Here is a 13,882-nt window from a genome sequence, read left to right as displayed (position 1 = left end):
TATACTGATTGGTTTTTTAGCGGTAAAATAGTGAGAATTTTATTTTTAGCCAATAGCCAAAAAGGAAAAATATTATGCCACAATACCGCTCAAAAACATCTACACAAGGTCGCAATATGGCAGGGGCAAGAGCCTTATGGCGTGCCACAGGCATGACGGACGATGATTTTAATAAGCCTATCATTGCCATTGCCAACTCATTTACCCAGTTTGTGCCAGGGCATGTGCATTTAAAAGACTTAGGGCAACTGGTCGCACGAGAGATTGAAAAAGCAGGCGGGGTTGCCAAAGAATTTAACACCATTGCCGTGGACGATGGCATTGCCATGGGGCATGGTGGTATGCTGTATAGCTTGCCAAGCCGTGATTTGATTGCTGATAGCGTGGAATATATGGTAAACGCCCATTGTGCGGACGCGTTGGTCTGTATTTCTAATTGCGATAAAATCACCCCCGGTATGCTCATGGCAAGTTTACGCCTTAACATCCCCACCATTTTTGTCTCAGGTGGCCCTATGGAAGCTGGTAAAGTGCTGGCAAGCGAAGTGCATGACGGACACATGACCCATGAGACAGTTACGGACGATAGTGGCAAAAATGTGCGTAAGCTTGACCTTGTGGATGCGATGATTGACGCAGCGGACGATTTGATTTCGGACGAAGATGTGGCAAGTGTAGAACGCTCGGCCTGCCCAACTTGTGGGTCGTGTTCTGGTATGTTTACCGCCAACTCGATGAACTGCTTGACCGAAGCGTTGGGGCTGTCTTTGGCAGGCAATGGCTCGCTTTTGGCAACGCACGCCAAAAGAAAAGACTTGTTTTTGACTGCTGGCAGAATGATTGTTGAGCTTGCCAAACGCCATTATGAACAGGACGACTATAGCGTTTTGCCAAGAAGTATCGCCACAAAATCGGCTTTTTGCAATGCGATGAGCCTTGACATTGCCATGGGCGGTAGCACCAATACAATTTTGCACCTTTTGGCGGCGGCACACGAGGCGGGCGTGGACTTTAAAATGGCAGACATTGACCGCTTGTCTCGTCAAGTGCCTTGCCTATCCAAAGTCGCCCCTGCCACCCAAAAATACCATATGGAAGATGTGCACCGTGCAGGCGGGGTAATGGGTATTTTGGCGGAGCTTGACCGAGCAGGGCTGCTTGACACCAGCGTGCCAACCGTACATTCGCCAACCTTAAAGGACGCACTTGCTAAGTGGGACATTATGAACCCTGAGAATGTGGACGCTCGCTCCCTGTATATCGCCGCCCCTGCTGGCGTGCGGACGACACAAGCATTTAGCCAAAACCGTGAATGGAGCAATCTTGATGTCAATCGTGAGTCTGGCTGTATTCGCAGTAAACAATTTGCGTACAGTCAAGACGGTGGGCTTGCTGTATTGTTTGGTAATATTGCCGAACGAGGCTGTGTCGTCAAAACCGCAGGCGTGGATGAGAGCATTTTGACATTTACAGGGCGAGCAAGGGTTTTTGAAAGTCAAGATAGTGCGGTGGAGGCGATTTTGGCGGACAAAATTGTCGCAGGCGACATTGTCATTATCCGCTATGAAGGTCCAAAAGGCGGACCGGGTATGCAAGAGATGCTTTACCCAACTTCTTATTTAAAATCAAAAGGCTTGGGTAAGGCGTGTGCTTTGCTCACAGACGGACGATTTAGCGGTGGTACTTCGGGGCTGTCTATCGGACACGCAAGCCCAGAAGCTGCCAAAGGCGGGGCGATTGGACTTGTGGAAGAATTTGACATCATCAAAATTGACATTCCAAACCGCTCCATTCATCTGAACGTATCGGACGATGAGCTTGCCAAACGCCGTACCGCCATGAATGAACGTGGCAAACAAGCGTGGAAACCTGTCAATCGTGAACGCTATGTCTCCCAAGCCCTACGAGCCTATGCCGCCATGGCGACAAGTGCCGATACAGGGGCGGTGAGAGATGTGAGTCAGGTGGAGAAGTGATTTTGAAAGGAATTAATAATTAAAATTGATTTCAAGTTATTGGAGATAGTATGCAACAATTTTTTAATATGGGTGAATCTATGAATGTAAATTCTAGTTCCAATACGAATCGGACAACTCTTCAGCCATCAAAAAGAGTAGATGAGTATTTAACAAAATTCTATAGTCAATTAACTAGAATTGTTGGGAGTGAAATAGGGTTTAAGCAAACAGTTTACCGAAAGATTGAAAATGCTCATATAAAAGGTGAAAAGACTGTTAAAATAAATCATATAACTCTTAGTTTTGTAGTTGAAGGTTCAATTATTAAATCAATAACTCAAGATTAGCATAAACACTTTGCAATTGACTTTAATAAAATACCATCTAATAAATTTATTTTAGATGGTATTTTTTAATTAAGTTATTTATTCTTAGATTCAAGTAAAAACCACAATTTTTAACCAACTTTTACTGATTGACTTCCTCCCCTCCCTATTGTTCCGGGATTCCTGCTCCCAGACAGTCAAGCCCGACCGCAAGAATGTTCTTACTGGCGTTGATATCTCTATCATGCCGTGTGCCACACTTTGCACAAGTCCATTCTCTTATTCCAAGTCCTGCTCTACCTTTCGGACTACTGGACATATCGCCACAGCACGAGCAAGTTTGGGTAGTGTATCGTTCATTCACGATTTCAAAACGGCAACCTGCGTTCTCGCATTTGTAGGTCAATTGTCGTTTCAGTTCAAACCAACCTGCATCGTAAACCGATTTGGCTANTTTGCCTTTTTTGCTGTTAAATGGAAGTTTGTTCAAAGTTTGAGGCACAATTAGTTGAATTTGACGGTGAATGCGACCATGTGCATTTATTAGTGGTTTATCCGCCTAAAGTGGCTATTTCTAGTCTAGTTAATAGTCTGAAAGGCGTGTCTAGTCGGCTATTGCGTAAGAAAGAATATCCGTCCATCAAAGGGCGGTTATGGGGTGATGCGTTGTGGTCGCCTAGCTATTTTGCAGGGTCTTGTGGTGGTGCTCCAATCGAGATTATCCGCCAGTATATTGAACAGCAGAATACACCACACTAAACAACGTCCATGCGTAAGCATGGTTACGGAGTTGCCTTATATCCACCGCCTGAAGTCGGTGGTTTTACAGCAACAGAGGATAAAAATATTTTTGCAGTATCATAAGATATTTTTATTTTGCACAAGATTAGGTTAAAAACTATGAATACGTCAGATGAAAATTTTGAATTATAAAAATTTTACTCATAATATGATTTAAAATGCCATAATATTAATTTTAAAAGGAAAAACCCATGAAAAAACTTGCCATTCTCCCGATGCTTGTCGCCCTGACTGCGTGTTCAACCACAGGCACGATTGACCCAACTGTCGCCACCAACACCGTCGTGAATACTATCGGCACAGCGACCAATATCGGCACCGCCGTATTCCAAACCGCTGTTAACCAAAAATGCCAAAGCGAAATCAAAAACAACCAATACTATAAAGTCGCCAGCAGCATCATGACCAACAAACAACAAAACAAAATCACCAACAGCGTGTGTGGTTGTGTGTCTGAAAAAGCCCCACAGTCTGTGACTATGACTGATCTTACCACCACAGCGATTGACAGCTCAGCCCGCACCCGAATCGTCGCCAAAACCGTAAGCAACACCCTACAAGCCTGCGTGAGCGAATTTGTAAAATAAATTAAGAATGTTAAACCAAAAAAATGGCAAAATAAAACTTGCTAAATCAATCAAGTTAGCGTAAAATACCGCACTTTATTGTATGTGATTGGTAATTTGATTATTCATTAACTACCAAATACAATCTCCTTGCTGTTGACATGGGGTCAATGGCTGTTTAATCCGTAAGGAGTCTTTATGAGACATTATGAACTGGTGTTGTTAGTACACCCAGACCAAAGCGACCAAGTGGTTAGCATGGTTGAGCGTTACATGAACCTTATCAAAGAGCAAAATGGTGCTATCCATCGCTTAGAAGATTGGGGTCGTCGTCAATTGGCTTACCCAATTAACAAAGTACACAAAGCTCACTATGTACTACTTAACATTGAAGTAGGTCAATCTACCCTTGATGAGTTAGAAGAGCTATTCCGTTATAATGATGCGATTATTCGTAGCCTTGTTATCCGCCGTGATGAAGCAATTACTGAAGAATCACCATTGGCAAAATCTGCTGAAGAAAAGCGTGCTCGCAAAGCATCACGCCGTAACGACAGCCAAGAAGACTACCAACCAGCCGATGATGAGTCATCTGAAGACGCTGACAATAACGACGAATAATTAAGGAGACTAACCATGGCACGTTTTTACCGCCGTCGTAAATTTTGCCGTTTTACCGCTGAAGGCATCACCCACATTGATTATAAAGATGTAGAGTTGCTCAAACAATATATCAGTGAAAGTGGCAAAATCGTACCAAGCCGCATTACTGGTACATCAACCAAATATCAACGCCAACTAGCGACTGCTATCAAACAAGCTCGTTACCTTGCGTTAATCCACTATACCGATAGCCAAAAATAATCTAAGGAGTGATATATGCAAGTTATCTTATTACAACGTATCGCTAACTTAGGTAAACTAGGCGATACTGTGAATGTAAAAGCAGGTTACGGTCGTAACTTCCTTGTTCCACAAGGCAAAGCCCTACCAGCAACCGAAGCAAACATTCAAAAATTTGAAGCACGCCGTGCTGAACTAGAAAAACAAGAAGCCCAAGAATTAGCAGAAGCCAACAAACGTGCAGAAGCGTTACAAGACGTGAACGTTATCATCCGTGCAAAAGCTGGTGATGAAGGTAAATTGTTCGGTTCTATCGGTACACGTGATATCGCTGATGCGTTAACCAAATCTGGGTTACCAGTTGACCGTTCAGAAGTTAAACTACCTGAAGGGGCATTGCGTAACGTTGGCGAGTACAATGTAAGTATCCAACTACACCACGATATTAAAGCCGATATTTTGGTCACGATTTTAGCAGAAGACAGTAATCCTTAATTGTTTATAGTTGATACAAAATCCTAAAAAAGAGATGACTTTGGTTGTCTCTTTTTTTTGTAGTTTTTCTATGATTTTTTATTGATGTTGGTTTATTTTCTTTGGCTTTTTTACAATGGTTGATTAAAAATATTCATTGGTTTTTTAGCAAAAAATTGGGTATAGTGGCTTGCCAAAAATGATTTAAATTTATAAAAATTTTGAGAAAAAAATGTCAGACAATAATATAACCAATTCGCCGACTGTCGTCAATCACCAACCATCAACCACCGAAAGTACTGAAAAATTACCACAAAATATTTTATCTGAGACCGCTTTACACCAACCACATAGCATTGATTTGGAAAAATCGGTTTTGGCAAGTTTGATGTCATTAGAAGAAAGTTTTGAGCGGATTTCTGATAGCATTAATGAAAAAGATTTTTATGCCCAACGGCACCAGTTGATTTTTAGTGCGATTAGACATCTTGCTGATAGCAATGAGCCATACGATGTAGTCATGGTCTCGGATTGGCTTGAGTCGCAAAAACTGCTAAAAACTGCAGGAGATACAGATTATTTGGCAGAAATTTTATCGCAAAGTCCTGCTACTTTGTTTAATTTATCCGCTTATGCTCAGCGAGTGCGGGAGTTCTCGGTATTACGCCAAGTTATTAAGGCGGGCAATCATATGTTAAACCTTGCCTATGACCCCAAAGGGCAAAGTGTTAGCGATATCTTGGATGTTGCCGAGAGTGAGATTTTTGCGATTAACGAGCAGTATACTCGCACCGCACAATCCAAAGGTCCGACTCGTATTAATGCGGTGATTACCAACGTCATGGATACGATTCAAACCCTAAAAGCTCGCCCTGATGGCTTGATTGGTTTGCAAACGCCATTTTTGGAATTAAACAACAAAACCCAAGGCTTACAGCGGGGTGACTTGATTATTGTGGCGGCCCGTCCGTCTATGGGTAAGACCACGTTTGCCATGAATTTGGCGGAAGGGATTTTGAACCATACCGATTTGCCTGTGGTGGTATTTTCGATGGAAATGCCTGCTGAGTCCATTATTATGCGTTTGTTATCATCGTGGGGTGGCATCAATCAAGGTCATCTGCGTTCTGGGCAAATGAGCGAACACGAGTGGTCGATGCTCACCACCGCGATTACCCATTTGCATAACAAAAAATTGTATGTAGATGACAGCACCGCCCTACCACCCTCTGAAGTACGTTCTCGTTGTCGGCGGATTGCCAAAGACCATGATGGCAAACTTGGCATGGTATTGGTGGATTATTTACAATTAATGAAAGTACCTAGTTTGGACGGCAACCGTGTGGGTGAAATTTCAGAAATTTCTCGCAGTCTAAAGGCATTGGCTCGTGAAATGAATTGCCCTGTGGTCGCCTTATCTCAGCTCAACCGTAGTTTGGAAAACCGTCCAAACAAACGCCCAATTATGTCGGATTTGCGTGAATCGGGTGCGATTGAACAAGATGCAGATTTAATCATGTTTATTTACCGTGATGAGGTGTATAATGAGAAGAGTGAACAAAAGGGGGTTGCCGAAATCATCATTGGTAAACAGCGTAATGGACCGATTGGTACGGTACGGCTTGGCTTTCAAGGGCAGTTTACCCGTTTTGTCAATCTGACCCCAGAAATGTACCAAGGCGAAACCTATAGCGATGCTGATGAATAATTTTAACCAAATCATTTAATCAAGTTAAACAACAAAAAACTACAATCATGCGAAATACTCACGTTACCATTGATTTATCCGCCCTAGCCCACAATTTACACATTGCCAAACAGCACGCACCCAATGCCAAACTCATGGCGATGGTAAAAGCTAACGCTTACGGGCATGGGGCGAGTGAGTGTCTACCAGCCCTACAATCGGCTGATGCGTTGGGCGTGGCGTGTTTGGCAGAAGCCAAAACCCTGCAACAAGCAGGCTGGAAAAAGCCCATTATTTTACTTGAGGGGGCATTTTCGTTGGACGAGTGGCAATATTGCCTTACCAACGGCTTACAATGTGTGGTGCATCACGCCGAGCAACTGGACTGGGCATTACAACACCCTGCCAAACAGCCGAGCAACACGCCAATTTGGTTAAAACTAAACACAGGCATGAACCGTTTGGGCTTTGGTGAAGCTGAAATTTTACCGATTGCCAAACAATTATCGGCGATTGGCTATCCGCTAATTTTGACGAGTCATTTTGCCAATGCCGATATCAAAAATCATCCGCAAAACCAACAACAAATTCATTGCTTTGAACGGATTTTATCCGAGTTAAAACAACAAGTTAGCCCAAAGGTAGAAGGTTCGTTATGTAATTCTGCAGGAATTGTCAATTTTACCGAACACCAACACGACTGGGTGCGTGCAGGTATTATGTTATATGGGGCAACGCCGATTGGCAACAAATCTGCTGAGCAGTTGAATTTACGAGCAGTTATGCGATTTGGGGCGAGTATCATGGCGGTACATGAACTTGACAAGGGTGACTGTGTGGGCTATGGCAGTCGTTGGCAAGCGACAGAGCCTTGTCAAATCGGTATCGTCAGCGTGGGCTATGCGGACGGCTATCCACGGGTGATTAACGATAATGCCTATGTGGTAGCAACGTTAAACGAAAAAACCGTACGTTTGCCAATTATTGGGCGAGTGGCAATGGATATGCTCATGGTAGCAATCCCTGCAAATACAGACGTAACCTTGCACACGTCTATACAGTTATGGGGTGATAAATTGCCAATTGATCACGTTGCTGATTGGAACGCAACCATTAGCTACGAGTTACTGTGTTTGGTGACGAAACGTCCAACGTGGCGTTATACGTTTGACTAATTGATTTAATGAACTATGAAAACTAATCCATAATTTTACAAGGTGTTATTATGTATTTTTTATTATCTCCCGCAAAAAATTTAAATGAAACCGACACGCCACCGCTTGAATTTAGTGACTATAGTCAACCTGCGTTAATGCCATTGGCATGCGAATTGATGTCAGTGCTAAAACCACTTGAGCCGACTGATTTAATGCAGTTAATGGGCATTTCTCATCATTTAGCCGAACTAAACAAACAGCGTAATGATAATTGGCAATGGGACGAAACTAGGCCATTTCAACAAAGTCAAGGAGCGAAACCTGCAATTTATTTATTTGACGGAGATGTTTATACAAGCTTGAATGCTTATCAATTAAGCCAAGCACAAATTTTATATTTAAATCAACAGCTTGGTATTTTATCAGGATTATACGGTTTACTAAAACCGTTAGATTTAATGTTACCCTACCGTCTAGAAATGGGAACAAAACTCACCAATCCACAGGGCAAAGATTTATATCAGTTTTGGGGCGACACGATTAGCGAACTGATTAATCAACGAATGGCGGAAAATGGCGATAAGGTATTGGTAAATTTGGCATCTAACGAATATTTTAAAGCGGTCAATAACACCGCTATTCACGCTGATATTGTGACACCACGCTTTGAAGATGGTAAAAATGGGGCGTACAAAGTGGTGAGTTTTTATGCCAAAAAAGCCCGTGGGTTGATGGTACGCTATGCCTGTGAAAATCAGTTGACAACCGTTGATGAATTGAAAAATTTTGATTTGGACGGTTATTATTTTGTGGAAAATCTTTCTGATGATAAGCAATTATTGTTTAGAAGAGATAACGATTAAACTTTGTCCATATTATTGATAATTTGGCTATCGGTTGGGTTACACACGCCAGCCCAACCGATAATCTTGTAGAATTTAGAGTTACACAGCTAATAGTTAACTCATGGTGTTAGCTTGCACAATCTCAATCCAATAGCCGTCTGGATCTTTAATAAAGGCGATGTTTTTCATTGAACCATCTTCTGGACGTTTTTGGAACACGACATTATTTTCATCAAACCACGCCACTGCCTTTGCCAAGTCAGGTACAGCAAAACAAATATGTCCAAATCCCCGTGGCTCGCTGTTGCCATCATGGTAAGAAAAATCTGCATTGTTTTCGGTACCATAGTTGTGGGTTAATTCCAAAATGCCACGCTGGCTAAAGGTAAATTCTGCACGTTCTGCAGTGTTTTCTGCAGGTAGATCGGCGATTTCGCTATCGGTAAGTTTTGCCAAAAAGTATAAATCAAACTCGGCATCAGGATAGGATTTTTTGTGCAATAAGGTCATACCAAGCACGTTTTGATAAAAATTTAATGATTGTTTTGGGTCTTTAACACGAAGCATGGTGTGATTAAAGGTGTAGCATTGTGTTTGGCTAGGGCTTGGTGTTGCAGTTGAATTTGTCATGTCGTTATACTACCTTATTTAAAAATTTATTAAAAAACTTATCGATTTATTTCTCAAAGGCAACAGTTACATAAAAACCTTGCCTTATTATCATTTAGTTAAAATTAATAATTACGTTGATATTCTAACCAGTTTAGCATTACAATAACACTAGCAAACTGTAAATTTTTGTTATCTTTAATGCTTATTTTAAAAACTCTACTTTCCCTGTTTGTAAATCATACACAGCACCAATAATCATCAGTTGACCTGCTTCCACCAAATCTTCTAACGCACGAGAACCGTGTTTGAGCTGACTAACCGACATTCGCACGTTGGCTTTGATGCCCCGAGCGACCAATTCATCAGCATCCACCGATTGCCCACCTGCGGTGTAGAGTTCATGCAGGTTATAGACGCTTGGGCGAATTCTATCCACGATAGATTGTAAGTTTGGCGAAAAATATTGTTCAGGATTAATTAACGTTTCCACGCAAGCGGTTACCGCTCCACAATGTGAATGCCCAAGCACCACGACGAGTTTTGTACCAAATTTTTCGGTGGCAAACTCTACTGAGCCGATTTGCGATGGTGCGACAACGTTGCCCGCCACACGGATAACAAATAGGTCACCAAGACTTTGGTCAAAGACGATTTCGGCAGGGACACGGGCGTCTGAACAGCCCAAAATAATGGCATACGGGTCATGCACATCAGTCAAGGCGTTGCTCGCTAAAAGCGTGGCATCGGGGTTTTTTAGGCTTTTTACAAAGCGGGCATTGCCATCTTTGAGCATTTGTAGGGCTTGTTCTGCGGTGTGGACGGTGGCCTGCATGGTAATTTTCCTTAAAAATAGTTACAAATCAATCGGTAGTTGTCCTTGTAAAAACATCGCCAAAATTGACGATGTTTTGTTAAATTACAATTAATTATCCTTAATCAACGCATGGTTACAAACTCTTCTGATCCTGTTGGGTGAATGGCAACGGTGTCGTCAAAATCACGCTTGGTTGCCCCCATTTTAATCGCCACCGCAAAGCCTTGAATCATCTCATCAACGCCAAAGCCCACGCCGTGTAGCCCCACCACTTTTTGCTCATCGCCCACGCAAATCAGTTTCATCAAGCACGGCTCACGGTGGCTTGTAACGGCAGAATACATTGGCGTAAAGCTAGACTGATACACTTTGACATCATCGCCATATTGGGCTTTGGCATCTTCTTCGGACAGACCCACCGTGCCAATGGGCGGATGGCTAAAAATCACAGTGGGGATTAGGTTGTAATCCAAATGCTCGTTTGGTTTGTTGTTAAACAATCGTTCGGAGAGTCTGCGACCGCTTGCCACCGCCACAGGGGTGAGTGGTACGCCATTTTCTATGATATCGCCCACCGCATAAATGCCGTCCACACTGGTGTTGGAAAATTTGTCCACCTTGATGTAGCCTTTGTCATTTACCGCCACGCCTGCCTTGTCAAGCCCAATGTTGTCGGTGGCAGGCACACGCCCAGTTGCCCAAATCAAGCAATCGGTTTGCAAGGTGTTGCCGTCTTTTAGGGCAATGTGCAATTTGCCATCTTTTTTGACGCTTGTCGGTTCGCCTGTGATGATGTCAATGCCGTCTTTTTGCATAATTTGGCTAAGTTTTTCGGTGATGTCGTTATCAAAACCTTTGAGTAGCCCCTTGCCACGCCCCACCAAAGTAACCTGACTGCCAAGGGCGTTTAGCACCCCTGCCAACTCCACGCCAATATAACCTGTTCCGACAATAACCACCGATTGGGGCAGGCTTGTCAATTCAAAAAAACCGTCCGAATCAATGCCAAGCTCATTGCCGTCAATGTTTGGGCGGCTCGGGCGACCACCTGTGGCGATGACGATGTGGTCGGCGGTGTAGGTGGTGCTTTGTCCGTCTTTGCTGACTTCTACGGTGTTTTTGTCAATGAATTTGGCAAAGCCGTCAATGACCGTTACGCCATTTTTGTCAAAATTTTTGTGATAAAAACCGTGAATATGGCTGATGTAATTTTCACGGCTTTTTACCAAAGTGGCAAAGTCAAACTGCTTGTCTTTAAATTCAAAGCCATAATCAGGGGCGTATTTGTCAATGGCGGTTGCTATGTTTGCCCCATACCACATTATTTTTTTGGGTACACAGCCGACATTGACACAAGTGCCACCGATATGGCGTGCTTCAATAATGGCGACTTTTTTGCCGTGCTGGGCGGCACGATTGGCGGACGCAATACCTCCAGAACCACCGCCAATGGCGATATAGTCAAAATGTTGGGTTGAATTTGTCATAAGATTTCCTTGTTGCAAATAAACAGGTTGGTGATAAATTGGTTGTATTATAACAAAATTTGGCAAGGCTGAGTGTTACAATTTTTTAAAAACTTCATTTTTAGATTTTTTGGCAAAGTATGTTTTTTTGATTGTAATCTTTTGTTAATCACCCTATAATAACCGCCACTTTTTTAGACCAACCCAAACGGTGAAATCACAGAAAAAATCGGTTATTTTGTTTATCAAAATAGTATCTTTCCACTCCGTTTTCTCAAAAGGAGTTTTTATGTCAGAGATTGCTCCAGAGCCACCGTTTACTGGCTTGTCCGCTACGCTTTCTAGTAGCAAATCCCCACTTGTTCGCATTCGTCATCTCAAAAAATCTTATGGAGATAATCCCATTTTACACGATATTAATTTGGATATCGCTGATGGTGAGTTTTTGACGTTGCTTGGACCATCTGGCTGTGGTAAAACCACGTTGTTACGCTTGCTCGGTGGTTTTGAAATGCCTGATAGTGGCATGATTGAGCTTGAAGGCGTGGATATTGCCAATTTGCCTGCGGAAAAACGTCCAATTAATACGGTTTTTCAACAATATGCGTTATTTCCACACATGAATGTGTACGATAATATCGCTTATGGGTTAAAACTCAAAAAAGTAGCAAAAGCCGAAATTGACGTGCGAGTGCGTGAAGCATTGGCAATGGTGCAATTGGAACATACCATTAACCGCCGTCCACAAGACCTATCAGGCGGTCAACAACAACGCATTGCGATTGCTCGTGCAGTGGTTAACCGTCCAAAAATGTTACTATTAGATGAGCCGTTATCCGCCCTTGATGCCAAAATGCGAGTACAAATGCAGTCGGAGCTGAAACGCTTGCAACGTGAGCTTGGGATTACCTTTGTGTTCGTTACCCACGACCAAGAAGAAGCCTTGTCGATGTCCGACCGCATTGCGGTGATGAAAGATGGTTATTTTCAACAAATCGACACGCCAATCGACATTTATGAAAGCCCTGCTAACCTGTTTACCGCCAGTTTTATCGGCGAAACCAATCTGTTTAAAGCCCGTGTATTAGACGTGTTTGACAACCAAATTAAAGTAGAAGTTACCGAACAACAAGACGGCTATCACCCTATTCGTACTTTGCCAAAGCCAAAATTTGACGTAAAAATTGGCGATACGGTGAATTTATTACTGCGTCCTGAAGATATCCGTGTGTACTATACTAATGAAAATCATGACGGCTTGGTCGGTCATGTCATTGACAGTGCCTACAAAGGTAGTACCTTAGATTCGGTAATTGAACTCAAAAATGGTAACCGTATCAAGGCGTCGGAATATTTTAACGAAGACGACCCCAATTTTAACTATAAAGTTGGACAAGAAGTACGGGTAACGTGGGTTGACGGTTGGGAGTGGATTTTGCCTGATGAACACTAAACTCACGCCGACCGCTCATAAAGAACGCCCTATTTTTCGCCGTGCTACCTTGTTTATCATTTGGGCATGGCTGATAATTTTTGCGTTAATTCCCAATTTGATTGTGATTGTGGCAAGTTTTTTGAGCCGTGATGAAGACAAATTTGTTGCTTTGCCACTCACACTTGGCAATTATTTACGCTTAATTGACCCACTTTATTTAAAAGTGTTTTTAAGCTCGCTAAGCATGGCAGGTATTACGACCTTGATTTGTTTATTGCTCGGTTATCCGTTTGCATGGCTCGTCAGTCGTGCCAATCAAAAATGGCAATCGCTATTAATGTTATTACTGGTTATTCCGTTTTGGACAAATTCGTTGGTAAGGTTATATGCGGTGAAACTGATTATTTCTGCCAATGGATTGTTAAGTTCTGCTTTAATTAGTATTGGTTTGATTAATGAACCATTACAGATCCTTTACACTCAAAAAGCGGTGATTTTTGGTTTGGTGTATTTGTTATTTCCGTTTATGGTGTTGCCGTTGTATGCGGTGTTTGTGGATTTACGCCATGATTATGTGTTGGCTGCTAAAGATTTGGGGGCGAACAAATATCAGCGGTTTTGGCATATTATTTTGCCATTGACCACACCAGGGATTATTTCTGGGGTATTGCTCGTTTTGTTGCCTGCCATGGGGATGTTTTATGTGGCGGATATTATGGGTGGTTCTCGCAATCTGCTCGTGGGAAATATTATCAAATCGCAGTTTTTGGATGCCAGAGATTGGTCGTTTGGGGCGGGGGCAAGCGTGCTGTTAACCCTAGCCATGGCGGTGCTTATCGTCGCATATCGTGCTAGCAGTCAACGCATCGGCAAAACCGATTATAACGAAGTGGCATAA

14 protein-coding genes and 2 pseudogenes are annotated in these 13,882 nt (G+C 42.7%); 12 read left to right on the top strand and 4 right to left on the bottom strand.

Features of this window, described 5'->3' with window-relative positions:
• Positions 1-74 precede the first annotated feature (74 nt).
• Together ilvD and A3G3_RS0108380 are read left to right on the top strand one after the other, a co-directional pair.
• Positions 75-1,976, top strand: a complete 1,902-nt coding sequence (gene ilvD, locus A3G3_RS0108385) for a dihydroxy-acid dehydratase (protein WP_019520090.1) — start codon at positions 75-77, stop codon at positions 1,974-1,976.
• A 50-nt stretch (positions 1,977-2,026) separates the two neighbouring features.
• Complete coding sequence (locus A3G3_RS0108380) at positions 2,027-2,305, top strand: hypothetical protein (RefSeq protein WP_019520089.1); 279 nt, start codon at positions 2,027-2,029, stop codon at positions 2,303-2,305.
• A 145-nt stretch (positions 2,306-2,450) separates the two neighbouring features.
• On the opposite strand, the pseudogene A3G3_RS14315 reads toward A3G3_RS0108380, so the two are convergent.
• Positions 2,451-2,759 (bottom strand): annotated as a pseudogene (locus tag A3G3_RS14315) (RNA-guided endonuclease InsQ/TnpB family protein); the annotation flags it as partial.
• Between the two features lie 2 nt (positions 2,760-2,761).
• Here A3G3_RS14315 and tnpA point away from each other — a divergent pair.
• The 8 genes and pseudogenes from tnpA to yaaA all read left to right on the top strand — a co-directional run.
• A pseudogene (gene tnpA / locus A3G3_RS13490) lies at positions 2,762-3,043 on the top strand (IS200/IS605 family transposase); the annotation flags it as partial.
• A 233-nt stretch (positions 3,044-3,276) separates the two neighbouring features.
• Positions 3,277-3,672, top strand: a complete 396-nt coding sequence (locus tag A3G3_RS0108370) for a hypothetical protein (protein ID WP_019520087.1) — start codon at positions 3,277-3,279, stop codon at positions 3,670-3,672.
• 177 nt (positions 3,673-3,849) lie between these two features.
• On the top strand, positions 3,850-4,272 hold the full coding sequence (gene rpsF / locus A3G3_RS0108365; protein ID WP_019520086.1) for a 30S ribosomal protein S6: 423 nt from the start codon (positions 3,850-3,852) through the stop codon (positions 4,270-4,272).
• A gap of 15 nt (positions 4,273-4,287) precedes the next feature.
• Positions 4,288-4,515: a 30S ribosomal protein S18 gene (gene rpsR, locus A3G3_RS0108360; RefSeq protein WP_009502268.1), complete on the top strand. Its 228-nt coding sequence runs from the start codon at positions 4,288-4,290 to the stop codon at positions 4,513-4,515.
• Between the two features lie 15 nt (positions 4,516-4,530).
• Positions 4,531-4,989 carry a 50S ribosomal protein L9 gene (gene rplI / locus A3G3_RS0108355; RefSeq protein ID WP_019520085.1) on the top strand — a complete coding sequence of 153 codons (459 nt, stop codon included), beginning with the start codon at positions 4,531-4,533 and terminating at the stop codon, positions 4,987-4,989.
• Positions 4,990-5,200: 211 nt separating this feature from the next.
• Complete coding sequence (dnaB, locus tag A3G3_RS0108350) at positions 5,201-6,676, top strand: replicative DNA helicase (RefSeq protein ID WP_019520084.1); 1,476 nt, start codon at positions 5,201-5,203, stop codon at positions 6,674-6,676.
• Between the two features lie 47 nt (positions 6,677-6,723).
• The gene (gene alr / locus A3G3_RS0108345) at positions 6,724-7,830 is read left to right on the top strand and encodes an alanine racemase (protein ID WP_019520083.1); all 1,107 of its coding nucleotides are present in this window, start codon (positions 6,724-6,726) and stop codon (positions 7,828-7,830) included.
• Between the two features lie 50 nt (positions 7,831-7,880).
• A complete protein-coding gene (gene yaaA / locus A3G3_RS0108340) occupies positions 7,881-8,675 on the top strand; it encodes a peroxide stress protein YaaA (RefSeq protein WP_019520082.1) in 795 nt (264 codons plus the stop codon).
• Between the two features lie 96 nt (positions 8,676-8,771).
• On the opposite strand, the gene gloA is transcribed toward yaaA, so the two are convergent.
• From gloA to gorA, 3 genes are all read right to left on the bottom strand, one after another.
• Positions 8,772-9,287 (bottom strand): lactoylglutathione lyase, encoded by a 516-nt coding sequence (gloA, locus tag A3G3_RS0108335; protein ID WP_019520081.1) that lies wholly within the window; start codon positions 9,285-9,287, stop codon positions 8,772-8,774.
• Positions 9,288-9,471: 184 nt separating this feature from the next.
• Positions 9,472-10,101 carry a carbonic anhydrase gene (locus A3G3_RS0108330; protein WP_019520080.1) on the bottom strand — a complete coding sequence of 210 codons (630 nt, stop codon included), beginning with the start codon at positions 10,099-10,101 and terminating at the stop codon, positions 9,472-9,474.
• A 104-nt stretch (positions 10,102-10,205) separates the two neighbouring features.
• Entirely contained in the window at positions 10,206-11,570 is a 1,365-nt protein-coding gene (gene gorA, locus A3G3_RS0108325; protein ID WP_019520079.1) for a glutathione-disulfide reductase, read from the bottom strand.
• 268 nt (positions 11,571-11,838) lie between these two features.
• Here gorA and potA point away from each other — a divergent pair, with 268 nt between their 5' ends.
• Entirely contained in the window at positions 11,839-13,002 is a 1,164-nt protein-coding gene (gene potA, locus A3G3_RS0108320; RefSeq protein WP_019520078.1) for a spermidine/putrescine ABC transporter ATP-binding protein PotA, read from the top strand.
• Complete coding sequence (gene potB, locus A3G3_RS0108315; RefSeq protein WP_019520077.1) at positions 12,992-13,882, top strand: spermidine/putrescine ABC transporter permease PotB; 891 nt, start codon at positions 12,992-12,994, stop codon at positions 13,880-13,882. The genes potA and potB overlap by 11 nt, the downstream gene beginning before the upstream one ends.

The sequence above is a fragment of the Moraxella boevrei DSM 14165 genome (assembly GCF_000379845.1).
Taxonomy (GTDB): Bacteria; Pseudomonadota; Gammaproteobacteria; order Pseudomonadales; family Moraxellaceae; genus Faucicola; species Faucicola boevrei.
This window is presented reverse-complemented; position numbering and strand designations above follow the sequence as displayed.

Excerpts from the sequence above, each read along its gene's own strand:
- ilvD (WP_019520090.1), top strand. The coding sequence starts at position 75 with ATGCCACAATACCGCTCAAAAACATCTACACAAGGTCGCAATATGGCA.
- A3G3_RS0108380 (WP_019520089.1), top strand. The coding sequence starts at position 2,027 with ATGCAACAATTTTTTAATATGGGTGAATCTATGAATGTAAATTCTAGT.
- A3G3_RS0108370 (WP_019520087.1), top strand. The coding sequence starts at position 3,277 with ATGAAAAAACTTGCCATTCTCCCGATGCTTGTCGCCCTGACTGCGTGT.
- rpsF (WP_019520086.1), top strand. The coding sequence starts at position 3,850 with ATGAGACATTATGAACTGGTGTTGTTAGTACACCCAGACCAAAGCGAC.
- rpsR (WP_009502268.1), top strand. The coding sequence starts at position 4,288 with ATGGCACGTTTTTACCGCCGTCGTAAATTTTGCCGTTTTACCGCTGAA.
- rplI (WP_019520085.1), top strand. The coding sequence starts at position 4,531 with ATGCAAGTTATCTTATTACAACGTATCGCTAACTTAGGTAAACTAGGC.
- dnaB (WP_019520084.1), top strand. The coding sequence starts at position 5,201 with ATGTCAGACAATAATATAACCAATTCGCCGACTGTCGTCAATCACCAA.
- alr (WP_019520083.1), top strand. The coding sequence starts at position 6,724 with ATGCGAAATACTCACGTTACCATTGATTTATCCGCCCTAGCCCACAAT.
- yaaA (WP_019520082.1), top strand. The coding sequence starts at position 7,881 with ATGTATTTTTTATTATCTCCCGCAAAAAATTTAAATGAAACCGACACG.
- gloA (WP_019520081.1), bottom strand. The coding sequence starts at position 9,287 with ATGACAAATTCAACTGCAACACCAAGCCCTAGCCAAACACAATGCTAC.
- A3G3_RS0108330 (WP_019520080.1), bottom strand. The coding sequence starts at position 10,101 with ATGCAGGCCACCGTCCACACCGCAGAACAAGCCCTACAAATGCTCAAA.
- gorA (WP_019520079.1), bottom strand. The coding sequence starts at position 11,570 with ATGACAAATTCAACCCAACATTTTGACTATATCGCCATTGGCGGTGGT.
- potA (WP_019520078.1), top strand. The coding sequence starts at position 11,839 with ATGTCAGAGATTGCTCCAGAGCCACCGTTTACTGGCTTGTCCGCTACG.
- potB (WP_019520077.1), top strand. The coding sequence starts at position 12,992 with ATGAACACTAAACTCACGCCGACCGCTCATAAAGAACGCCCTATTTTT.